17 protein-coding genes and 1 pseudogene are annotated in these 22,609 nt (G+C 73.9%); 14 read left to right on the forward strand and 4 right to left on the reverse strand.

What is annotated here, in order from left to right:
- Positions 1-10: 10 nt before the first annotated feature.
- The 3 genes from ABD140_RS23015 to ABD140_RS23025 are packed head-to-tail and all read left to right on the forward strand — an operon-like array spanning position 11 to position 3,551.
- Positions 11-952 (forward strand): ABC transporter permease, encoded by a 942-nt coding sequence (locus tag ABD140_RS23015; protein WP_344243005.1) that lies wholly within the window; start codon positions 11-13, stop codon positions 950-952.
- Positions 949-2,709: an ATP-binding cassette domain-containing protein gene (locus ABD140_RS23020; protein ID WP_344243006.1), complete on the forward strand. Its 1,761-nt coding sequence runs from the start codon at positions 949-951 to the stop codon at positions 2,707-2,709. Before ABD140_RS23015 ends, ABD140_RS23020 begins: the two co-directional genes overlap by 4 nt.
- Positions 2,703-3,551: an ATP-binding cassette domain-containing protein gene (locus ABD140_RS23025; protein ID WP_344243007.1), complete on the forward strand. Its 849-nt coding sequence runs from the start codon at positions 2,703-2,705 to the stop codon at positions 3,549-3,551. Before ABD140_RS23020 ends, ABD140_RS23025 begins: the two co-directional genes overlap by 7 nt.
- Positions 3,552-3,564: 13 nt before the next feature.
- Here ABD140_RS23025 and ABD140_RS23030 read toward each other — a convergent pair whose 3' ends face one another.
- Positions 3,565-4,185: a TetR/AcrR family transcriptional regulator gene (locus ABD140_RS23030; protein WP_344243008.1), complete on the reverse strand. Its 621-nt coding sequence runs from the start codon at positions 4,183-4,185 to the stop codon at positions 3,565-3,567.
- Positions 4,186-4,315: 130 nt separating this feature from the next.
- Between ABD140_RS23030 and ABD140_RS23035 the strand changes: the two genes are divergently transcribed.
- The 8 genes and pseudogenes from ABD140_RS23035 to larB all read left to right on the forward strand — a co-directional run bounded on the left by ABD140_RS23035 (position 4,316) and on the right by larB (position 15,090).
- A complete protein-coding gene (locus ABD140_RS23035) occupies positions 4,316-5,527 on the forward strand; it encodes a glycoside hydrolase family 1 protein (RefSeq protein ID WP_344243009.1) in 1,212 nt (403 codons plus the stop codon).
- Between the two features lie 132 nt (positions 5,528-5,659).
- Positions 5,660-6,928: an MFS transporter gene (locus ABD140_RS23040; RefSeq protein ID WP_344243010.1), complete on the forward strand. Its 1,269-nt coding sequence runs from the start codon at positions 5,660-5,662 to the stop codon at positions 6,926-6,928.
- A gap of 8 nt (positions 6,929-6,936) precedes the next feature.
- Positions 6,937-7,881, forward strand: a pseudogene (locus tag ABD140_RS40195) (glycoside hydrolase family 3 protein); the annotation flags it as partial.
- Between the two features lie 491 nt (positions 7,882-8,372).
- A complete protein-coding gene (locus tag ABD140_RS23050; RefSeq protein ID WP_344243086.1) occupies positions 8,373-9,254 on the forward strand; it encodes a glycoside hydrolase family 3 C-terminal domain-containing protein in 882 nt (293 codons plus the stop codon).
- A gap of 9 nt (positions 9,255-9,263) precedes the next feature.
- Entirely contained in the window at positions 9,264-11,765 is a 2,502-nt protein-coding gene (locus ABD140_RS23055) for an alpha-L-rhamnosidase (RefSeq protein WP_344243012.1), read from the forward strand.
- Between the two features lie 12 nt (positions 11,766-11,777).
- Positions 11,778-13,571 carry a beta-glucuronidase gene (uidA, locus tag ABD140_RS23060; RefSeq protein WP_344243013.1) on the forward strand — a complete coding sequence of 598 codons (1,794 nt, stop codon included), beginning with the start codon at positions 11,778-11,780 and terminating at the stop codon, positions 13,569-13,571.
- Positions 13,572-14,417, forward strand: a complete 846-nt coding sequence (larE, locus tag ABD140_RS23065) for an ATP-dependent sacrificial sulfur transferase LarE (protein WP_344243014.1) — start codon at positions 13,572-13,574, stop codon at positions 14,415-14,417.
- Positions 14,410-15,090 (forward strand): nickel pincer cofactor biosynthesis protein LarB, encoded by a 681-nt coding sequence (gene larB, locus ABD140_RS23070; protein ID WP_344243015.1) that lies wholly within the window; start codon positions 14,410-14,412, stop codon positions 15,088-15,090. Before larE ends, larB begins: the two co-directional genes overlap by 8 nt.
- A gap of 7 nt (positions 15,091-15,097) precedes the next feature.
- On the opposite strand, the gene larC is transcribed toward larB, so the two are convergent.
- Both larC and ABD140_RS23080 read right to left on the reverse strand, forming a co-directional pair.
- A complete protein-coding gene (gene larC, locus ABD140_RS23075; protein ID WP_344243016.1) occupies positions 15,098-16,309 on the reverse strand; it encodes a nickel pincer cofactor biosynthesis protein LarC in 1,212 nt (403 codons plus the stop codon).
- A complete protein-coding gene (locus tag ABD140_RS23080) occupies positions 16,306-17,532 on the reverse strand; it encodes a lactate racemase domain-containing protein (RefSeq protein ID WP_344243017.1) in 1,227 nt (408 codons plus the stop codon). The genes larC and ABD140_RS23080 overlap by 4 nt, the downstream gene beginning before the upstream one ends.
- A gap of 101 nt (positions 17,533-17,633) precedes the next feature.
- Between ABD140_RS23080 and uxaC the strand changes: the two genes are divergently transcribed.
- Genes uxaC through ABD140_RS23095 form a run of 3 tightly spaced genes read left to right on the forward strand, consistent with a single transcriptional unit; the run spans position 17,634 to position 21,765 of the window.
- Positions 17,634-19,040: a glucuronate isomerase gene (uxaC, locus tag ABD140_RS23085; RefSeq protein ID WP_344243018.1), complete on the forward strand. Its 1,407-nt coding sequence runs from the start codon at positions 17,634-17,636 to the stop codon at positions 19,038-19,040.
- Positions 19,037-20,392, forward strand: a complete 1,356-nt coding sequence (locus tag ABD140_RS23090; protein WP_344243020.1) for a mannitol dehydrogenase family protein — start codon at positions 19,037-19,039, stop codon at positions 20,390-20,392. Before uxaC ends, ABD140_RS23090 begins: the two co-directional genes overlap by 4 nt.
- Complete coding sequence (locus tag ABD140_RS23095; protein WP_344243021.1) at positions 20,389-21,765, forward strand: gluconokinase; 1,377 nt, start codon at positions 20,389-20,391, stop codon at positions 21,763-21,765. Before ABD140_RS23090 ends, ABD140_RS23095 begins: the two co-directional genes overlap by 4 nt.
- A gap of 137 nt (positions 21,766-21,902) precedes the next feature.
- Here ABD140_RS23095 and ABD140_RS23100 read toward each other — a convergent pair whose 3' ends face one another.
- Positions 21,903-22,577 carry a helix-turn-helix domain-containing protein gene (locus ABD140_RS23100; protein ID WP_344243022.1) on the reverse strand — a complete coding sequence of 225 codons (675 nt, stop codon included), beginning with the start codon at positions 22,575-22,577 and terminating at the stop codon, positions 21,903-21,905.
- Positions 22,578-22,609 lie beyond the last annotated feature (32 nt).

Raw genomic sequence — 22,609 nt, forward strand, 5'->3', positions numbered from 1 at the left:
CGAACCGCTCATGCTCCTGTACGTACTGCGCCGCCTGGGCACCGGACTGGTGCTCGCGGTGCTGGTCACCCTGATCACCTTCCTCCTGCTCGCCCCCTCCTTCGACGGCATCGCCGGCAACCGGCTCGGCCCGGCGGCCACTCCCGAGGCCGTCCGGGCGCTCAAGGCCGAGCTGGGCTTCGACCGCCCGCTGCCCGTCCAGTACCTCGACTGGCTCGTGCACGCGGCGCGCGGCGACCTCGGCACCTCGCTGTTCACGGGTGAGCCCGTGGCGCACACGATCCTGCAGCGGTTCGGCGTGACGATGTCGATCGTCGTCGTCGCGCTGCTGGTCACGGTCGTGATCAGCGTGGCGCTCGGAGTGCTGGCGGCCTCCCGCGGCGGCGCGGTCGACCGGGTGGCCCAGGGCGCCTCGCTGGCCGGCAACCTCTTCCCGAGCCTGCTGCTGGCGATCGTGCTGGTCTACGTGCTCTCGGTCAGGGGGGACCTGCTCCCCGCCACCGGCTTCACCCCCCTGTCCGCCGATCCCCTCCGGTGGGCCGGGTCGATCACCATCCCGGTCATCGCGCTGGTGGCCACCGGGATCGCCGGGCTGACCGCGCAGGTGCGCGGCACCATGGTCGACGAGCTTCGCAAGGACTACGTGCGCACGCTGCGCACCCGCGGCCTGTCCGCCCGGTCGGTGGTGCTGCGCCACGCCCTGCGCAACGCCGCCGGGCCCGCGCTGACGGTCCTGTCGTTCGAGTTCATCTCGATGCTCGGCGGCGCGCTCGTCATCGAGAGCATCTTCGCGATCGCGGGCTTCGGCGGTTACGCCTTCGAGTCCTCCCTGCAGGGCGACGTCCCCGCGATCATGGGCATCACCCTGTTCGCCGTGCTCCTCGTCGTCACCGTCAACCTCGCCGTCGATCTCGTGAACGGCTGGCTCAACCCGAAGGCGAGGATCTTTTGACAGCCTCCACCGCCCCGCAGGACGCCGTACGCCGCAGGTCGGCCGCGCGCAGGCTGCTGAGGGACCCGCAGGCGGTCATCACCGCGAGCGTGCTCCTGCTCATCGTGGTGCTCGGCCTGCTCGCCCCGGTGCTCACCTCCCATGACCCGAACCACGCCTCGCTCGACCACATCGACGCGGGCGCGGGCACCGACGGCTACCCGCTGGGCGGCGACCGCAGCGGCCGCGACATCTGGGCACGGCTGCTGCACTCCATCAACACCAGCACGGTCTCCGCGCTCATCGGCGCGAGCATCGCCCTGGTGATCGGTGTGTCCGCCGGGCTGGTCGGCGGCTACCACGACCGCCTCCGCTCGCTCACCGAGTGGGTGTTCAGCCTGGTGATGACCTTCCCCGGGCTGCTCCTGCTCATCGTGCTCATGCCCCTGACCGGCGGCGACTTCCGCACCACCATGGCGATCTTCGGGGTGCTGCTCTCCCCCGGCGTCTACCGCATCACCCGCAACCAGGTCCTGGGCGTCAAGAACGAGCTGTTCGTCGACGCCGCCCGCGTCTCGGGCCTGTCCGACCGGCGCATCCTGGTCCGCCACGTCCTGCCCGCCGTACGCGGACCGGTCATCATCGCCACCGCGTTCCTGTGCGGCTCCTCCATCGGCGTCCAGTCCGGCCTCGCCTTCCTCGGCGTCGGGCCCGCCACCACCCCCAGCTTCGGGGCGATGATCTCCGAGGGCTTCCACAACCTCTACCTCTCCCCCCTGCAGTTCGTCTGGCCCAGCCTCGTGCTCGGCGCGCTCACCTCCTGCCTGGTGCTGTTCGGGAACGCGCTGCGCGACGCCCTTGAAGGATCCCGGCGCAGGCCCGCCGGGATCCCCGCTCCGAAGGCCCCGGCCGCGACGGGCGCCGCGCCGGCCGGGCTGCTGGCCGTCGAGGACCTGACGATCGCCTACCCGACGCCCTCGGGAGAGCTGAAAGAGGTGGTCAGCGGCGTGAGCCTGGTCCTGGAGCCCGGGGAGACGCTCGGGCTCGTGGGCGAGTCGGGGTCCGGCAAGACCCAGACGGCGTTCGCGGTCCTGGGAGTGCTGCCTTCGGAGGCGGTGGTCGTCCGCGGCTCGATCCGCCTGGACGGCCGCGAGCTGCTCGGCCTCAAGGAGTCCGAGCTGCGCGGGCTGCGCGGCAGGGCGATCGCGTACGTGCCGCAGGAGCCGATGTCCAACCTGGATCCGTCGTTCACGGTGGGCGCCCAACTCGTCGAGGGCGTGCGCGCCGCCTCGGGAGCCTCCCGAGGCGAGGCGAGGAGGCGGGTGCTGGCCCTGCTCGAGCGGGTCGGCATCCCCGATCCCGAACGCGCCTTCCGCAGCCGCCCCCATGAGATCTCCGGCGGCATGGCCCAGCGCGTGCTCATCGCCGGGGCCGTCGCCTGCCGCCCGGCCCTGCTGATCGCCGACGAACCGACCACCGCCCTCGACGTCACCGTCCAGGCCGAGATCCTCGACCTGCTGCGCGACCTGCGCGAGGAGATGGACATGGCGGTCCTGCTGGTCACCCACGACTTCGGCGTCGTGGCCGACGTCTGCGACCGCGTCGCCGTCATGCGCACCGGCGAGATCGTCGAGACCGGCACCGCGGAGAAGATCTTCGGCGGGGCCGAGCACGACTACACCCGGATGCTCCTGGACTCCATCCTCGACGAGAACACCGTGCGCGGCGACGCCCCCGTCGCCGCCGACGAACCCCTGGGGAGGACGACGACATGGTGACCGCGCCCCTGCTCGACGTGAACGGCCTGCGCGTGTCCTTCCCCGGGCGCGGACGGCGCTCCCGACCCGTCGAGGTCCTGCACGGCGTCGATCTGGCGGTCGGCGCCGGAGAGGCGCACGGGCTGGTCGGCGAGTCCGGCTCCGGCAAGACCACCATCGGCCGCGCCGTCCTCGGCCTGGTCGAGGCCGGCGGCGGGACCATCCGGTTCGGCGGCCGCGACGTCACCCGGCTCGCGGGCCGGGTGGGCCGCGCCCTGGCCCGCGAGATCCAGGTGGTCTTCCAGGACCCCTACTCCTCCCTCAACCCCTCCCTGACCGTCGGCGACATCCTCAGCGAGCCCCTCGTCGTCCAGGGGGCGGCCCCCGCCGCGGCGCGCGAGCGGGTGCGCGACCTGCTCGACCGGGTCGGCCTGCCCGCCGACGCCGCCGAACGCCTGCCGCGGGAGTTCAGCGGCGGCCAGCGCCAGCGCGTGGCCATCGCCCGCGCTCTGGCGCCCGAGCCGAGGCTCATCGTCTGCGACGAACCCGTCTCCGCCCTCGACCTGTCGACGCAGGCCCGCGTCCTGGACCTCCTCCGGGACGTCCAGCGCCGCACGGGGGTCGCCTACCTGTTCATCTCCCACGACCTGGCCGTCGTGCGGCACATGTGCCACCGGGTCAGCGTCATCCACCGGGGCGACATCGTCGAGACCGGCCCGGCGGGCCCGGTCACCTCCGCTCCCCGGCACCCCTACACCCGGCGCCTCATGCTCGCCTCGCCCGTCGCCGACCCGGCCGCGCAGGCCGAGCGGCGCGCGGCCCGCCGCCGCCTCGCCGAGGCCGAACGGACCGGCACCGTCTGAACGCCTCCGCCGCTCACCCGGCCAGGGCGGGAACGACGGAGACCAGGAAGGCGCGGAGGGAGCCCTCCATGTCGACGGTGCCGCGGTCGTAGAGCCACTGGGTCTGGAGGCCGTTGATCAGGGCGATCGTCATCGCCGCGAGCGCCTCCGGGGTGGACTCGGAGCGGATTTCGCCGCGTTCGGCGAGGGCGGTGAAGGCGGCCGCGTAGAACCGGCGGAGCTTGCGGTAGCGGTCGGTGTAGTAGGCGTGGGCGGGGTGCTCCGGTGAGGTGGCCTCGCCCGACATCACGCAGTGGAGCTCCAGCAGGCCGGGGCTCCGCTCGTTGTCGGCGGTCACCGCGAGCATGCCGCGCAGCACCTCCAGGGGGTACTCGGCGGGGTCGAGCGCGTCGGCGGTCTCCAGGAGGCGGGTGCTCTGCTCGCCGCGGAACTCCAGGACCGCGATGAGGAGGTCCTCCTTGCGGGGGAAGTGGTGCAGCAGACCGGTGTAGCTGATGCCCGCGCGCCTGGCGATGTCCTTCATCGTGGCGCCGTAGAAGCCGGTCTCGGCGAACGCGTCGACGCAGGCCTCCAGGACCCGGCGCCGGACCGCCGCCGATTTCGCGTAGGGACCACGACTCGTCTGAGTTGTCACGAAATCATCCTGCCTCAACAGTTGAAATTAGTGTTGCAATACTGTTTTCATATCACCTGAGACGGCCGTCACACCCCCGCGGCACCGCGCCGCGCGGCCGAGCCCGCGCCTCCAGCAAGGATCCCCACCGATGACACGACCCGTTCCCGGCTTCCTGTGGGGCGCCTCCACCGCGCCGCACCAGATCGAGGGCAACAACGTCAACAGCGACTGGTGGGCGCGCGAGCAGCTCATGCCCGGCATGGAGCGCAGCGGCGACGCCTGCGACGGCTACCACCGCTACGCCGAGGACATGCGGCTCCTGGCCGAGGCGGGCCTGAACGCCTACCGGTTCGGCGTCGAGTGGGCGCGGATCGAACCGGCTCCCGGCCACTTCTCGCAAGCCGAGCTCGCCCACTACCGCCGGATGATCGACACCGCCCTGGAACTGGGCCTCAAGCCGGTCGTCACGCTGCACCACTTCACCCACCCGCTCTGGTTCGCCCAGGCCGGCGGCTGGATGGCCGACGACGGCGTCGAACGGTTCACGAACTACGTCCGCAAGGCCGCCGAGATCCTCGACGGGGTCGAGTGGGTCTGCACGCTCAACGAGCCGAACATGCTCGCCCTCATGGTCGGGATGAGCCGCGCGGCCAGGGCCGCGGCGGAGTCCGGCGGCGGTGCCGGGAACTGGATGAGCCCCACCGTCGAAGGCGCCGCCCGCCCGGTGCTGCCCGATCCCGACCCCGAGGTCGGCCGGCGCCTGATCGAGGCGCACCACGCCGCCCGCGCCGTCCTCAGGGAGCACACCGGCGCCGCGGTCGGCTGGACCGTCGCCTGCCAGGCGCTCGTCGCCCGCCCCGGCAACGAGGAGCTGCTGGAGCGGATCCGCCACGTCCGTGAGGACCTCTACCTGGACGCGGCCCGCGGCGACGAGTTCATCGGCGTGCAGTCCTACTCCAGCCAGGACGTCGACGAGAACGGCGTCGTCCCCCATCCCCGGGGGCCCGACACCACCCTCACCGGCAACGCCTACCGCCCCGACGCCCTCGGCATCGCCGTCCGCCACGCCTGGGAGCGCACCGGCCGCACCCCCGTCCTGGTCACCGAGAACGGCATCGCCACCGACGACGACACCCGCCGCGTCGCCTACACCGCCGAAGCCCTGGAGCACCTGTTCGCCGCCGTCGACGACGGGGTGGACGTGCGCGGCTACCTGCACTGGAGCGCCCTGGACAACTTCGAGTGGGGCCACTGGAAGCCCACCTTCGGCCTCATCGCCGTGGACCGCCGGACCTTCGAACGCCGCCCCAAGCCGAGCCTGGCCTGGCTCGGCCGCACCGCCCGCCGCGGACGCCCGTGACCCCGGCCCGGCCGCGAACGAGGAGGCACCCATGATCCGCACACCGCTGAGCACCGCCCTCGACGGGATCCTGGTGGCCACCGGGATCCGCGACTGCGCGGGAAACACCGTCCGGACCGTGCGGGCCGGGCGATGAGCGTCGCCGAGGCCGTCGGCACGGCGGCGGAGCCGCCGAAGGTCGGCGCGTCCTACATGCGGCTGGTCGTCCTGGCCGCGCTCGGCGTCCAGATGGCGCTGGTCACCCCGATCGCGATCTCGCTGGCGATCCGGCTCGAGCAGATCGCGCCCGGCCGCGAGGAGTACCTCGGCTACATCACCGGGGCGGGTTCGGCCGCCGCCGTGCTCTCGGGGCCGGTGTTCGGGGTGCTCAGCGACCGCGCCCGGACGAGGTGGGGCCGCCGCCGCCCGTTCCTGGTCTGGGGCGCGGCGGGCGGTACGGCCGCGCTGCTGGTGCTGGCCGCGGCGCCCGGCGTCCTGCTGCTCGGCTGCGGCTGGGTGCTGATGTACCTGACCTGGGGAGTGGCGGGCACCCTCCTGGTCGCCTCGCAGGCCGACCGGGTGCCGGTCTCCCAGCGGGGGCGGATCTCCGGGTTCGGCGGGTTCGTGGCGATGCTCGCGCCGATCCTCGGCGCCGTCGTCGCCGGGAACCTGTCCGGTGACCCCTATCTGCTGTTCCTGGTGCCCGGCGCGCTCGGCATGGCCGGCCTCCTGCTGTTCGTCTGGCGGGTGGGCGAGCCGGACGCCCGGGACCTGCCCGCCCCGGGGCCCCTCACGGTGCGGGAGCTGGCCGGGAAGTACCTCTTCGACGTCCGCCGCCATCCGGACTTCGCGTGGAACCTGCTGGGCCGGTTCCTGTTCGTGTGCGGCCTGACCCTGAGCACGGCGTTCACCGCCTACTTCCTGGCCTGGCGGCTGGAGGTGCCGGTCGACGAGGCCGCGGGGCCGGTGGCGGTGCTCGGCGGCGTCGGCGTCCTCGCCGCGATGGCGGGCGCCCTCGGCAGCGGGTACGCCTCCGACCTGCTCGGCAGGCGCCTGCCCCTGGCGGCCGCCTCCGCCGTCCTGTTCGCGGCGGGCGCGACCGTCATGGCGGCCGCGCCGGACCTGCCGGCCATCGTCGCCGGGTCCGCCCTGTGCAATCTCGGCATCGGCGCGTTCTCGGCCATCGACCAGGCCATCGCCCTGGACCTCGTCCCGGACCGGGAGACCGACGCCGGGCGCTACATGGCCATCTACACGCTGTCCAACAGCGCCGCCCACGCCGTCGCGCCCTTCGCCGCGACGGTGGTCCTGACGGCCGGCGCGAGCGCCGGGGAGAAGAACTACCCCCTCCTCTACCTGGCGGCGGGCGTCTTCACCGTCGCGGGCGGCGCCGTCCTGTTCCGCATCAAGAGCATCCGTTGAGGTATTTCATGTCCGACATCGACCGGCTGGTCGCCCGGCTCACGCTCGACCAGAAGGTCGCCCAGCTCGGCGGCCTCGGCCTGCCGAGCCTGCTGGCCTTCGACCCGCGGACCGGGCCGCGGCTGGACACAGGGCGGCTCGCCGAGCTGTGCCCGCACGGCGTCGGGCACCTGTCGCTGGCGTGGTTCCTCGGCCAGGACGCCGACGGCCTGCGCGACGCGCTCGCCCGGGTCCAGGAGGCGGTGCGGGAGGTCTCGCCGTTCGGGATCGGCGGGCTGGTGCACTTCGAGGGGATCAGCGGGTTCCTGCACGCGGCCGGGGAGCAGTTCCCCACGGCGTGGGCGCAGGCCGCGACCTGGGACCCGGACCTGGTCCGGCGCGCGTCGTCGGTCACCGCCGCGCACATGGGCGACCTGGGGGTCCAGCTCGTCTTCTCCCCCGTCATGGACCTCGGCCGCGACCCCCGCTGGGGGCGGGTGCACGAGACCTACGGTGAGGACCCGGAACTGGTCGCGCGGTGCTCCGTCGCGTTCGTCCGCGGGATCCAGGAGGGGACGGGGCTGCTGGCCACCGGCAAGCACTTCCTGGGCTTCGGCGCCTCCGAGGGCGGCTTGAACATGGCCACCACCCAGCTGGGGCGGCGCGCGCTCGTCGACGAGTACGCCGAGCCGTTCCGCCGCTCGATCGCCGAGGCCGGACTGTCGGTCGTCATGAACTCCTACAATGACGTCGACGGGGTGCCCGCGGCGGCCGACCACTGGCTGCTGACCGGGCTGCTGCGCGGCGAGCTCGGCTTCACCGGCCTGGTCGTCAGCGACTACGAGTCGGTCGACATGCTGCGGACCCGCTACCGCATCGCCTCCGAGCCGGGCGAGGCGGCGGCGAAGGCGCTCACGGCCGGGCTGGACGCCGAGCTGCCCCAGGCACGGAACTTCCCCCACCTGGTGGAGGAGGTCACGAGCGGCCGTCTGGACGAGCGGGTGGTCGACCGGGCGGTGGCCCGGGTGCTGGAGATCAAGGCGAGGGCCGGACTGGTCCCCGGTTCCGGCGTGCCCGCCGCGCCCCGCCGGCGCCCGGACCGGGCGGAGGCCGCCGAGGTGCGGCGCGCGATCGCCGCCCGCGGCACGGTCCTGCTCGGCAACGACGGCGTCCTGCCGCTGGCCCCGGGCCGGCGCCGGATCGTGGTCACCGGGCCCGCCGCCGACGAGCTGCGCGTCCACTTCGGCGCCTACACCTCGGTGGCCGCCGCCGAGATGCCCGCCGCGATCAAGGCGGTCCGGTCGGGGCGGATCCCCGGAGCCGACCCGGCGACGTTCGACGCGACCGACATCGTCACCACCCCCCTGCCCACCCTCCAGCCGGTCTTCGAGGAGATGGCACGCGCCCTGCACCCCGAGGCCCGCACCGTCCTTCAGGCGCTGCGCGAGCACGACCCGGAGCTCGCATACGCGCCCCTGGGGAGCTTCGCCTCCGGGAGCCGCCGACGGCCGCGGCGGTCGAGGCCGCCGTCGCCGGAGCCGACCTGGTCATCGCCGTCGTCGGCGAGCGGACCGGGCGGGTCGGCGCCAACACCGCCGGTGAGGGCCGCTCCAGCGCCTCCCCCTCGCTGCGGGGCGATCAGGAGGAGCTCATCGGCCTGCTGGCCGCGACCGGCAGGCCGCTCGTCACCGTCGTGGTGTCCGGACGGCCGCTGCTGCTGGAGCGGGTCGCGCGGACGTCCAACGCGCTGCTGCTCGCGCCGCTGCTCGGCGAGGCCGCCGGGGACGCGGTCGCCGCGGCGCTGTTCGGCACGGCCGACCCGGGCGGCAGGCTGCCCGCCTCCTTCCCCCGGCACCTCGGCCAGGTCCCGATCTACCACGGGCACCGCCACGGCAGCGGCTACGACCACCCGACCGGCGACACCTACGCCTACGTCGACCTGGACGACCAGAGCCCCCTGTTCGCCTTCGGCCACGGCCTGTCCTACACCGCCTTCGAACTCCGGCACGCGGGTGAGGCCGAGGCGCGCGACGGGATGCTGCGGGCGCCCGTCCGGGTCTCCAACACCGGGCGGCGGGACGGCGAGACCGTCGTGCAGCTGTACGCCCGCGACGAGTACGCGGGCGTCGTCCGCCCGGTCCGCCAGCTCCTGCAGTTCCAGCGCGTCGCCCTGGCCGCCGGGGAGTCGGCCGACCTCGTGCTCGAAGCGCCGGTCGAGCGGCTGTGCCACACGCTGCCCGACGGGCGGCGCGGACTCGAAGCGGGCGACGTCACGCTCCTGGCCGGATTCAGCAGCGCCGACATCCGATGCACCGCGACCGTCCCGGTCGACGCGATCAACGTTTGAGAGAGGGTCATGGACGAGAAGTACCGTGCCGGTTTCGTCGCGGCGTCGTTCCCCCGGGAGCCCGAGGGGAGCGCGCCGTACTTCCGCCGCGAGTTCACCGTCGACCGGCGGCCCGAACGCGCGCTGCTGCACGTCACCGCGCTGGGGATCGTGGAGCCGTACCTGAACGGAACCCGTGTGGGCGATGAGGTGCTCTCACCCGGCTGGACGTCCTACAGGCACCGGCTGCCCGTCAGCGCTCACGACGTCACCGGGCTGATCGAACCGGGTGCGAACGCGCTGGGGGCGATCGTCGGCGAGGGCTGGGCGGCGGGCCGGATCGGCTTCGAGTCGCTGATGCGCTCCGGTGAGAACGCCGACCGCTTCCACTACACGGACCGGCCGGCGCTCTTCCTCCAACTGGAGCTGGACTACGGCGACCGCACCGAGACCATCGGCACCGACGGCTCCTTCACCTGCGCCCCCGGAGCCGTCGTCGGCCACAGCCTGTACGACGGGGAGACCCATGACGCGCGGCTGGAGCCGCACGGCTGGTGCACGGCCGGGTTCGACGACTCCCGATGGTCTCCGGCCGACCCGTTCGACTGGGATCCGGCCGCCCTGTTCCCGCGCGCCGCCGAGCCCATCCGCCGCGTCGAGGAGCTCGCCCCCGTCGCCGTCACCACGAGCCCGTCCGGCAGGACGATCGTGGACTTCGGGCAGAACATCTCCGGCCGGGTGCGGCTCACCACCACCGGGCGGGCCGGGCAGACCGTGACGATCCGCCACGCGGAGATCCTCACCGACGGGGAGCTGAACGTCCGGTCGCTCCGCCGCGCCGCGGCCGTCGACCGCTACGTCCTGCGCGGCGGCGGCACGGAGACCTGGGAGCCGCGCTTCACCTTCCACGGTTTCCGCTACGCCGAGATCGACGGCCCCTTCGACGAGGTGTCCGCCGTCGTCGTGCACAGCGACATGAGGCGCACCGGCTGGTTCGACTGCTCCGACCCGCTGGTCGACCGGCTGCACGCCAACACCGTCTGGTCGATGCGCGGCAACTTCGTCGGCCTGCCCACCGACTGCCCGCAGCGCGACGAACGCATGGGCTGGACCGGCGACATCAACGCCTTCGGCCCCACCGCCGCCTTCCTCTACGACGTGCGCGGCGTCCTGGACTCCTGGTTGGCCGACCTCGCCGCCGAGCAGCGCGAGCTGGGATACGTCCCGTTCGTCGTCCCCGACGCGTTGCACAACCCCTGCGAGCCCACCGCCCTGTGGGCGGACGTCGCCGTCAGCCTGCCCTGGACCCTCTACCGGGAGTACGGCGACACCGGGATCCTGCGGCGCGCCTACCCGTCCATGACCCGCTTCGTCCGCGACGTCGAGGCGCGGCTGGACGCCGACGGCCTGTGGAGCGGCGGCTTCCAGTTCGGCGACTGGCTCGACCCCGACGCCCCGGCCGACAACGCCGCCGCGGCCAAGACCGACAGGTACCTCGTGGCCGGCGCCTACCTGGCCAGGACCACCCGCGAGATGGCGGAGACCGCGCGGATCCTGGGCGAGGACGCCGACGCCGTCCACTTCGCCGCGCTCGCCGACCGGGTACGCGAGGCGTTCCGGCGCGAGTACGCCACTCCCGGCGGACGCCTGGCCGGCGAGACGGTCACCGCCTACGCGCTGGCGATCGCCTTCGGCCTCCTCGATCCCGGCCAGGAGCGCAAGGCCGGTGACCGCCTCGCCGCCCTGGTCACCGACGCCGGATACCGGATATCCACCGGTTTCGCGGGGACCCCGCACGTCCTGCCCGCCCTCACCCGCACCGGCCACCTGGAGGAGGCGTACCGGATGCTGCTGCAGACCGGCGCCCCGTCCCTCCTCCATCCCGTCACGATGGGCGCCACCACCGTCTGGGAACGCTGGGACGCCCTCCTCCCCGACGGCACCGTGCACCCGGCCGAGATGACCTCCTTCAACCACTACGCCCTCGGCGCGTCCGTGCACTGGCTGCACACCACCGTCGGCGGCCTCACCCCGATCGAGCCCGGCTACCGCCGCATGCGCATCGCGCCCCTGCCCGGCATCGGGCTCACCCACGCCGCCCTGCGCCACCTGACCGTCCACGGCGAGGCCGCCGTCTCCTGGCGCGTCGCCGGCGGCCGGATGACGGTCGAGGTCACCGTCCCGCCCGGCACCGAGGCGGAGGTCGCCCTGCCCCTGCATCCGGACATGCTGGAGACCGTGGTCCCCCCCGGCTCCCACGCCTGGACCTACGACCTGCCGGAGGGCTACGACCCGCTGCGCCGCCACACCCTGACCACCCCCATCAGGACCCTGATGTCCGACGCCGAGGTCTGGGCGGCGGTGGAGCGGGTGTTCGCCGAGCACCTCCCGCACCTGCCGGTCGCGCACGCCGCCAAGGCCTCCCCCGACACGAGCCTGCGGACCGTCCTGGACCGGTTCCCCGACCGTCCCGACGCCCTGGAATCCGCCTTCGCCGCCGCCCTCGCGACCGGTGACCGGTCGCGGAAGTAAGGAAGCTCAGCCATGTTGAAACCCCGCTCCACCCCGACCCGCGAGCTGGTCGGCCTGGACGGCCTCTGGCGGTTCGCCGTCGCCGGGACCGTGCCGGACGACCCCTGGGAGGGTCGGCTCGACACCCCTTTGGAAGCCGCCGTCCCGGCCAGCTACAACGACCTGTTCACCGACCCCGCGATCCGCGACCACGTGGGCTGGGTCTGGTACCAGCGGCAGGCACGGGTGCCGCGCGGCTGGGCCGGTGAGCGGATCTTCCTGCGGGTGGACGCCGCCACCCACGAGGGCCGGGTCTACGTCGACGACGTCCTGGTCGCCGAGCACATCGGCGGCTACACGCCGTTCGAGGCCGACATCACCGGCCATGTGCGGGCGGGCGAGGAGTTCCGGCTGACGATCGGGGTCGGCAACGAGCTGACGAACACCACGATCCCGCCGGGCACCATCACCGTCGCCCAAGACGGCCGACGGCAGCAGAAGTACCTGCACGACTTCTACAACTACGCGGGCCTGGCGCGATCGGTGTGGCTGTACAGCGCGCCGCAGGTGCACGTCACGGACGTCACGATCACCACCGGGGTCGACGGGCCGGCCGGAACGGTCGGCTACACGGTGGAGACGAGCGCTCCCGCGCCGGTGCGGGTGCGGGTGCTCGACGCCGCGGGAGCCGAGGTCGCCTCGGGCGAGGGCGCGAGCGGGACCGTGCGGATCGAGGACGTGACCCTGTGGCGTCCGGGCGCCGCCTACCTCTACGGCCTGGTCGTCGAGGTGCTCGACGGCCGGGAGGTCGCCGACTCCTACACCGAGCCGTTCGGGGTGCGCACGGTCGAGGTGCGCGGCACGCGGTTCCTCATCAACGGCGAGCCGTTCTACTTCACCGGGTTCGGCAAGCACGAGGACACGCCGGTACGGGGCAAGGGCCACGACGACGCCTACCTCGTGCACGACTTCCAGCTGATGGAGTGGACGGGCGCCAACTCCTTCCGCACCTCGCACTACCCGTACGCCGAGGAGGTCATGGAGTTCGCCGACCGGCACGGCATCGTCGTCATCGACGAGACCGCCGCGGTGGGCCTCAACCTGGCCGTCCAGGGCGGCCTGGCGGGCAGGGCGCACGACCCCACCTGGTCCCCGGAGACGTTCGGCGCGGCCACCCGGGAGGCGCACGCCCGGCACCTGCGGGAGCTGGTCGCCCGCGACAAGAACCACCCCAGCGTCGTGATGTGGTGCCTGGCCAACGAGCCGTCCTCCAGCGAGGAGGGCGCGCGCGAGTACTTCGAGCCGCTGGTCGCGCTGGCCCGCGAGCTCGACCCGACCCGGCCGCTGTCCTACACGGCGGTGATGTTCGCCAGCTCGCGGAACGACCTGATCGCCGACCTCTTCGACGTCGTCTGCCTCAACCGCTACTACGGCTGGTACGTCGCGACCGGTGACCTCGCCGCGGCCGAGACCTACCTGGAGACGGACCTGCGCGCCTGGGCCGAGAGGTTCGGCAAGCCGATCATCATGGGCGAGTACGGCGCGGACACCCAGCCGGGCCTGCACTCGGTGTGGGACGTCCCGTGGACCGAGGAGTACCAGCAGGCCTACCTGGAGATGCACCACCGCGTCTTCGACCGCGTCGAGGCGTTCGTCGGCGAGCACGTGTGGAACTTCGCGGACTTCGCCACCTCCAACGGCATCCACCGGGTGGACGGCAACAAGAAGGGCGTCTTCACCCGCGACCGGCGGCCCAAGAGCGCCGCGCACGCCCTGCGGAGACGCTGGAAGGAGCTCGGCGGCCGCAAGCCGTCGAGCGTCGGCTGAATGTTCCCGGAGTTGAAAGGCGCCGACGCCGCGGCCGCCGAGCGGGTCGCCGTGCTCCTGGACACGCCCGGCAGGCTGGGCGTCGCCTTCTCGGGAGGCGTGGACTCCTCCGTGCTGCTGGCCCTGGCCGTGCGGGCGCTGGGCGCCGGCCGGGTCGTCGCCGTGCTCGGCGTCTCGCCCGGCCTTCCGGGCGACGAACGGTCGGCGGCCCATCTGGTCGCCGAGGGAATCGGGGTGCGGGTCGTGGAGGTCGGCACCCTTGAGGGCGACCTTCCCGCCTACCGCGCCAACGGCCCCGACCGCTGCTTCCACTGCAAGGACGAGCTGTTCACCCGGATCTCGGCGCAGGTGGCGGCCAAACACGGCATCACCGCGCTGGCCTACGGGGAGAACGCCGACGACGTCCTGCGGCCCGACCGGCCCGGCGGCAGGGCCGCGGCGCTGCACGGAGTGCGGCGTCCGCTCGCCGACGCCGGACTGGACAAGGCGGCGGTGCGGCGGATCGCCGCCGCGCTGGGCCTGGCGTGCGCGGACAAGCCCGCCGCGCCCTGCCTGGCCTCCCGGATCCCGCACTTCACCGAGGTGACGCCCGGCAGGCTCGGGCAGGTCGAACGGGCCGAGCGGGCGCTGCGGGGATTGGGCTTCACCGACTGCCGGGTCCGCCACCACGGGGAGACCGCCCGCATCGAGGTGCCGGTCGGCGAGCTGCCGATGCTGGTGGGCGACCTGCGCGAACGGGTGCTGGCGGCCGTCCGGGAGGCGGGGTTCAGCACGGTCTCAGTCGACCTGGAAGGCATCAAGTCGGGTGCCTTCACCCTGCCTCTGGTGGGGGTCCGGCATGGATGACGGCTGGATCCCCCCGGCTTCCTTCGCCCGGCTCGACCACGATCGGACCGCCCGCCGGGGCTACCCCGAGGCCGTCTACTGCGCCGGCAAGTCCCCCGAGCAGGTCGGGGCGATCGCGGCCGAGCTGCGCGAGCACGGAACGGCGGTGGCGCTGTTCACCCGTGCCGACCCCGCACACGCCCACGCCGTCCTCGCCGAACTCCCCGACGCCCGCCATGACGCGCAGGCGCAGCTCGTGGCCTGGCCTCCGTACCCGCCTGAGCCCTCCGGCGGGCTCGTCGTGGTGCTCGCCGCCGGCACCTCCGACCTACCGGTCGCCCGCGAGGCCGAGCTGACCGCCCGCTACCTGGGCCGTCCGTGCACTCTCGTGGTGGACGTCGGAGTGGCCGGGCTGCACCGCGTCCTAGCTCACCTAGACCTGCTGCGCTCGGCTCGGGCGGTGGTGGTCGCGGCGGGCATGGACGGCGCCCTGCCGAGCGTGGTGGCCGGGCTGGTGGCCGCTCCGGTCGTCGCGGTGCCGACCTCGGTGGGCTACGGAGCCGCCTTCGGCGGCCTGGCGCCGCTGCTGTCCATGCTCAACGCCTGCTCCCCCGGCGTGGCCGTCGTCAACATCGACAACGGTTACGGAGCCGGGCACCTCGCCGCCCAGATCGCCGCTCCCCGGCCGGACTGACCGTACGTCAGGCGGGAGGGTCAGGGGCGAGGCGGGGCACGGGCGCACCGGGGAGCAGGCCCGCGGCGTGGGCCGCGGCGGCCGCCGCGGCCAGGACGGCGCGCAGGGGCAGCCCCCCCGCGGCGGCGAGCCGGGCGGCGTGCCCGTACTCCGGGGTCGCCTGCACGATCACACCGCCGCGGTGGCCGATCTTGATGGGAAGGCGGGTTCCCAGGACGTCCGCGTCGGTCCAGCCGCGGTCCAGCACCGTGCGGCCGACGCGCCGCTCGCGGATGCCCAGGGTGCTGGTCGAGCGGAAGACCTCTGCCCGCAGCGCTTCGGCGCGGGCGGGCGGGGCCAGCACGCACAGCGTGTGCGCGGGGCGGCCCTTCTTCATGAGGATCGGGACCAGCCACGCGTCGAGCGCGCCCTCCCGCAGGAGGGAGGCCAGCACGTCCGGCCAGGCCCGGGGGTCGAGGTCGTCGACGTTGGTCTCGAGCACGAGCGCCTCCGCCTCCTCGGCCGGGCCGCCCAGGAAGACGCGCACGGTGTTGGGGCGGCCGGGCGTGTCCCGGCTTCCCGCGCCGACCCCGGTCCGCTCCAGCCGCATCGGGGGCAGCCGGGGGCGTTCGCGGGCCAGGGCGGTCAGGAGCGCCATGCCGGTCGGGGTGGCCAGTTCGCCTTCACCTCCCGCCAGGACCCGCCGCCCGGCGGCCAGCTCGGCGACGGCGGGGACCGGGACGGGCAGCAGGCCGTGGGCCGTGGAGACGCGGCCCGAGCCGAGGGCGACGGGACCGGCCGCCAGGTCGGTGACGGCCAGGTCGTGAAGGGCGGAGCATACGCCGACGACGTCGGCGATGGAGTCCCACGAACCCACCTCGTGGAAGTGGACCTCCTCGATCGGGACACCGTGGACGCGGGCCTCGGCCTCGGCGAGCCGGGTGAAGACCGACAGCACCCGGTCGCGGACCTGGCCGGGAAGTCCGGCACCGGTGAGGAGGGCGCGCAGACCGGGCCAGGCGCGGTGCGGATGGTCGTCGGCGGCGGAGAGCACCCGGACGCGCAGCGCGCGAAGCCCGGCACGGGTGACCTGCTCCGGCACGATCCGCACCTCGCCGGGAATGACCTCCTCGACGGCGGCCCGCACCGCCTCCAGTGAGGCGCCGGCGTCCAGGAGCGCGGCCAGGAGCATGTCCCCGGCGACACCGCCCGAGGCGTCGACCCACGCGCTTCTGCTCATCGCAGCCGGTAGAGGACCTCGCCCGCCTGCGGCACGACGAGCGTGCCGGGATCGGCGGAGAGGGCACCGATGTCGACGGCGGCGGGGTCGAGGTGGCCGAGGTTCGCCCGGCGGACGACGTCCTCGGGGATGCCGGTGGCCAGGGTGACCCGCACCCGGCAGCGCTCACCGTGCTCGGGATCGTAGGTGCCCGCGCCGCGCAGATGGGTGGAATGGGCCAGGACGCCCCAATGCAGGTGCTTGAAGCGGTCCCACTGGGCGGTGAAGTAGTCGCGGCAGTGATAGCCGATCTCCTCGATCTCCGGGTGCATCGCGGAGACCGTCCGCACGTGCGGCGCGTAGAGGACGACCTCGCCGCCGTCGGCGACGACCGGTTCCAGCTTGTAGAAGCCCTTGGCCGCCGTCCACATGTCGTCGTACTTGGCGGGGATCAGCGAGACCACGCGGTCGACCGGCGCATCCAGGTAGCGCACGTGGGCGCGGGAGGAGACCTCGGCCGCCGCCTCCCACGCCTCCTCCGGCGTCCCGTAGGACACCGCGTGCAGATCGTGGGAGCCGGACTTCACCACGACGCACAGCGCAAGCCTCCGGCTCGGGATGAGGGAGGCCGCCTCGTCGATCAGCGCCCGCACCGGGGTGACGCCCCGGGTTCCGATGATCTCCACGCTGCTGATGAGCGCGCCGAGCCAGTGCGACAGGTCGATGATCTCGGCCCCGGCCACCCCGGGGAAGAAGTACTTGTTGCCGCCGGAGAACCCGACGACCTCGTGCGGGAACACCGGGCCGATCACCAGCGCCACGTCGTGCTCGGCGACGGCCCGGTTGAGCCGCACGTCCACCTCCTCGCGCAGCAGCCCTCCGGACAGCTCGGCCACCCGGCCGGCGCCGATCGCGCCGAGCGAGACGAACGTCGAGGGCTCCCACCACACGTGGTTCAGCACCGTCATGCCGGGCAGCGCCGGAACGTGCGCGGCGAGCTCGGCCTCGCCCATGGGGGCGTGGGTGCCCAGCGCGACGAGCACGGTCATCCGGCTCACCCGGCCGTGCAGCGCACCGTGCACCGCCCGGAGCAGCAGCGGCAGCGGACAGGAGCGGGTGGCGTCGGGGACGACCAGGCACACGCTGCGCCCGTCGAGGTCCTCGGCCGCCAACTGGTCGGCGACGAACTCCCGTACCCGGTCCTCGGCCAGGACCGTTCCGGCTTCTCCGATGTGCTGGGCCATGCCCGGCAGCCGACCACGGCCGTGCGGCCCCGGGCAATTCCACGCGGCAACACATGGCAACCGTTTGCCGCCGCCATCCCGCAGCGCCGACGATGCGGGGCATGCCGCCCTACCTCCACCCCGACAGGCTCCTCCCGGCCGATCCGAACGTGCGCCCGGTCGCCCGGCGGCTCTACGAGGCCGTGCGCGACCTGCCGATCCTGTCCCCCCACGGCCATGTCGACGCGCGGCTGCTGGCGGACGACGCGCCGTTCGGCGATCCGGCGAGCCTGCTGGTCTCCCCCGACCACTACGTCACCCGGCTGCTGCACGCCGCCGGGGTCGCGCTGGAGGAGCTGGGCGTCGGGCAGGAGCCCCTGACCGAGCCCGAGGCCCGGCGGGTGTGGCGGCGGCTGTGCGAGCACTGGACGGTCTTCCGCGGGACGCCGGTGCGCTTCTGGCTGGAGGCGGAGCTCAGCGAGATCTTCGGCGTCACCGGGCCGCTCACCGCGGAGACCGCCGACTGCGGCTACGACCGGATCGCCGAGCGCCTGGCCGACCCCGCCTACCGGCCCAGAGCCCTGTTCCGCAGGTTCGGGATCGAGGTGCTGGCCACCACCGACGACCCCTGCGACGATCTGGCCGCCCACCGGGCGCTGGCGGAAGACCCGGCCTGGACGGCGCGCGTGATCCCGACCTTCCGGCCCGACCGCTACCTGGAGCCCGGCCCGTCCGGCTGGACCGGGCTGGTCGCCCGCCTCGGCGAGACGGCCGGCGTCGACACCTCCGGCTACGACGGCTACATCCGCGCCCTGGAGGAGCGCCGCCGGTACTTCGCCGCGCACGGAGCCACCTCCGCCGACCACAGCCACGCCGACCCGCGCACCGATCCGCTGACCCGTTCCGAGGCCGCCCGCATCTACCGCTCCGCCCTCGCCGGGGAGGCCACCGCCGCCGAGGCCACCGCGTTCCGGCGCCACATGCTGCTGGAGATGGCGCGCATGTCGTGCGAGGACGGCCTGGTGATGACCCTGCATCCGGCGGTGCGCCGCGACCACCACACCCCGACCCTGCGGCGCTTCGGCCACGACACCGGGCACGACATCCCGCTGCGCGCCGAGTTCACCGACGCCCTGCGCCCCCTCCTGGAACGATACGGAACGGCGCGGGGCTTCCAGCTCGTCCTGTTCACCCTGGACGAGACCGCCTTCTCCCGCGAGATCGCGCCGCTGGCCGGGTTCTACCCGTCGGTGTACGCGGGTGCGCCCTGGTGGTTCCTGGACGCGCCCGACGCGATCCGCCGCTACCGGCGGGCCGTCACCGAGACCGCCGGGTTCTCCCGGACCTCCGGGTTCGTCGACGACACGCGGGCGTTCTGCTCCATCCCCGCCAGGCACGACATGTCCCGGCGGCTGGACTGCGGCTTCCTCGCCGAGCTGGTCGCCGAGCACCGGCTGGCGGAGGACGAGGCGCTGGAGGTCGCCGTGGAACTGGTCACCGCCAACCCCAGGAAGGCGTTCAAGCTGTGACCCGGCCGCTGGACCGGGCCGCGGACGGACGCCCGGCGGCCCCCGTCCGGATCCTGCACCTGGGCCTCGGCGGGTTCTTCCGCGCCCACCAGGCCTGGTACACCGAGCACTCCCCCGACGCCGCGGCCTGGGGCGTCGCCGCCTTCACCGGCCGCCGCCGGGAGCCGGCCGACCGGCTGGCCGCGCAGGACTGCCTCTACACCCTGGTCACCCGGACCCCGGACGGTGACCGCCACGAGGTGATCAGCGCGCTCAGCGCCGTGCACGCGGGCACCGACCACGCCGCGTGGTCGACCTACTGGCGTCGCCCTGAGCTGGCGGCGGTCACGCTCACCGTCACCGAGGCGGCCTACGCCACCTGGCCCAGCGGCGGCCTGGACCTCGGCCGGGAGGACGTGCGGGCCGACGCCGCGGCACTGGAGGCCGACCCGTCCGCCCCGGTCACCACGGTGGCGGGACGGCTGCTGGCCGGGCTCGCCGCGCGGCGGAGAGCCGGGTGCGGGCCCGTGGCGATCGTGCCCTGCGACAACCTGCCCGGCAACGGGGAGCTGACCGCCCGGATCGTGCGCGAGCTCGCCGAAGCGACGGGGACGCGGCGACTGCGCGCCGCGGCGGAGCACGCCTCCTACGTCACCACGGTGGTCGACCGGATCACTCCCTCGCCCACGGAACGGGACGCCGAGGCCGTGGCGGCGGCGACAGGACGAGCCGACGCCGCGCCGGTCGTCACCGAGCCGTTCACCGAGTGGGTGCTCAGCGGTGATTTCCCGGCGGGCAGGCCCCGTTGGGAGGAGGCCGGCGCCCGCTTCGTCACCGACACCGGCCCGTACGCGCGGCGCAAGCTGTGGCTGCTCAACGGAGGGCACTCGCTACTCGCCTACGCCGGGCCGCTGCGCGGGCACACGACCGTCGCCGAGGCCGCAGCCGACCCGGTGTGCCATGCCTGGCTGGAGCAGTGGTGGGACGAGGCCGCCCGCCATCTCGACTCCCCCGAGGCCGAGACGGCCGCCTACCGGGCATCTCTGCTGACGCGGTTCGCCGACCCGGGGATCCGCCACACCCTCGCCAAGATCGCCGAGGACGGGACGCAGAAGCTGCCCGTCCGACTGCTGCCGGTGCTGCGCGCCGAACGCGCACGAGGCGCACTGCCGCCCGGCGCGATCCGCGTTCTGGCCTCCTGGCTGCTGCACCTGCGCGGGCACGGCGCGCCCGTGCGCGACGCCGCCGCGCCGCCCTCGACCGGACCGCTGCGCGAGGCCACCCGTACCGTGCTCGCCGCGCTCGATCCGCGGCTGGGCGAGGACGCCGCACTGGTCGACGCGGTCGCCGCGCGGGCCGCGGAGCCGGCATGAGCGGCGTGGTCATCGGTCTCGACGTCGGCACGACCTCCGTCAAGGCCGTCGCCTTCGCCGTGGGCTCGACGTGGCGGTACCCGGCCGCGCGGGACTGCCCGCCCGGCCCCGCCCAGGACACCGAGCTCCTACGTACGGCCGTGCTCGGCGCGCTGGCCGAGTGCGCGGCGGCGTGCGCGGGCCGCGAGGTGCTGGCGGTGTCCGTGAGCACGGCCATGCACGGGTTGCTCGCGCTGGACTCCGGCCGTCTCCCCTTGACTCCCCTGCTGACCTGGGCGGACGGACGGGCTGCCGCGCAGGCGCAGCGACTGCTGGAATCCGGCGAGGCCGAAGCGGTGCGGCGCGTGTCGGGCGCGCCGATGCATCCGATGACCCCGCTGGCCAAACTGCTGTGGTTCCGGGAGAACGAGCCGGGGCTCTGGGCGCGCGCCCGATGGTGGGCCGGGCTGAAGGAACTGGTCCTGCTGCACCTGACCGGCACACTCGCGACCGAGTTGTCGTCCGCCTCCGGCACCGGACTGCTCGACGTGAACCGGCGCGACTGGAATCCCGCGGCTCTACGGCTGGCCGGTGTGCGCTCCGAGCAGCTTCCGGCCGTCCTGCCCACCACCGCGACGCTGCAGTTGTCCGCCGACGCGGCTCGCGCCACCGGCCTGCCGCAGGGCACTCCCGTCGTGGCGGGCGCCGCCGACGGCCCCCTGGGCAACCTCGGGACGAGCGCGACGGCCCCCGGCGTGGCGAGCCTTTCGCTGGGCACCAGCGGCGCCGTCCGCCTCCTGCGTCCCGGTCCCTTCGCCGACCCTGAAGGCAGGCTGTTCAGCTACGCCCTGACGGACGCGGCCTGGGTGGTCGGCGGCGCGTTGAGCAACGGCGGCGGCCTGGCTCGCTGGGCGGGCGAGGTGTTCGCCGCCGACCGCGCACCGGACCCGCGCCGCGAGGCCGACCTGCTCGAACTCGCGGCCCGGGTGCCTCCGGGCTGCGACGGCCTCGTCATGCTCCCCTACCTGCTGCCCGAACGGGCGCCCCTGTGGCGTCCGGACCTCACCGGCGCCTTCCTGGGCATCACCGCGCGCCACACCCGCGCCCACTTCGTCCGCGCCGCGCTGGAGGCCGCCGCCACCCGCCTCGCCGAGATCGTCACCGACCTCGACCGCGTCCACCCGGTGCAGACCGTCCTCCTCACCGGCGGCGCCTTCCGCTCCCCCCTCTGGCAGGAGGTCGTCACCACCGCGATCGACCGTCCGGCCGTCCTGGCGTCGGCGACCGACGGCACGGCCTTGGGCGCCGCTGCGCTTGCTCTGCACGCCCTGGGCCTTGCTCCGGATCTCGCCGCTGCTCCCACCGCATTTCCACCCGACGCCTTTACATTGTAGATCACTAGCTGGTCCGACCCGGGGGACCGTTTTCCTTTTTTCTCACATTTGCAGCAGTTGACTCTGCCGTACCCGGCGTGGAAGATCGCAGGTACAGGCGGAGAACAGACTTACCCAACCGGCTGAAGCTGTCTCATTTAAATGAGAGGGAGTTCGGTGGCGGGCGGAGCGGGGAGTGTCGTCGTGCGGGCCAGGCGGAGGGTGACGCCGCAGTCGCCGGCCGCGGCGTCGGGGCCGACCTCGACGGTGTACTGCGCGGCGAGGGCCGGAGAGCAGCGCTCCAGAACGCGTTCGATCATGCCCTGCTGGACGCCGGTGACGATCTCCGGGGCGTCGCGGGCGATCCGGCGCAGCGGGCAGTCGCACATCCGGATCTCGTGGACCCCGAAGGCCGAGACGGTCGAGGACACCTGGAAGCCCAGACGGGTCAGGGCCGCGGTGACCACGGTCACCGGATCCGGCAGGCCGGCGCCGTCCGGTGCCGCCACCGCCATGCCGTCGGCCCAGGCGCGGCCCGCCGCGGCGGCCTTCGCGCGCCGTGCCTCTGCGGTGTCGCCGAGCTGGGCCAGCAGCGCCCGCAGCACCGGCGCCGCGGGGTCGGTACCGACGGCCGCGTACCCCTTGCGCGGCCGGCCCACGGTCTCCGAGGGCAGCGCGACGCCCTCGACCAGGCCCGCGTCGATCAGCGCGTTGAGGTGGAAGCGCGCCGTGGTGACGTGGACGTCCAGCGCCTGTGCGATGACCGGCGCGTCCAGCGGCTCGAGGGAGTCGCGGACCAGTGCCAGCACCTTGTCACGCTGCCTGGATGCCATCGCGCTCCTCCCGCGTCCGTCCCCCCGATTGT

It is taken from the genome of Actinocorallia libanotica (assembly GCF_039525175.1).
Taxonomy (GTDB): domain Bacteria; phylum Actinomycetota; class Actinomycetes; order Streptosporangiales; family Streptosporangiaceae; genus Actinocorallia; species Actinocorallia libanotica.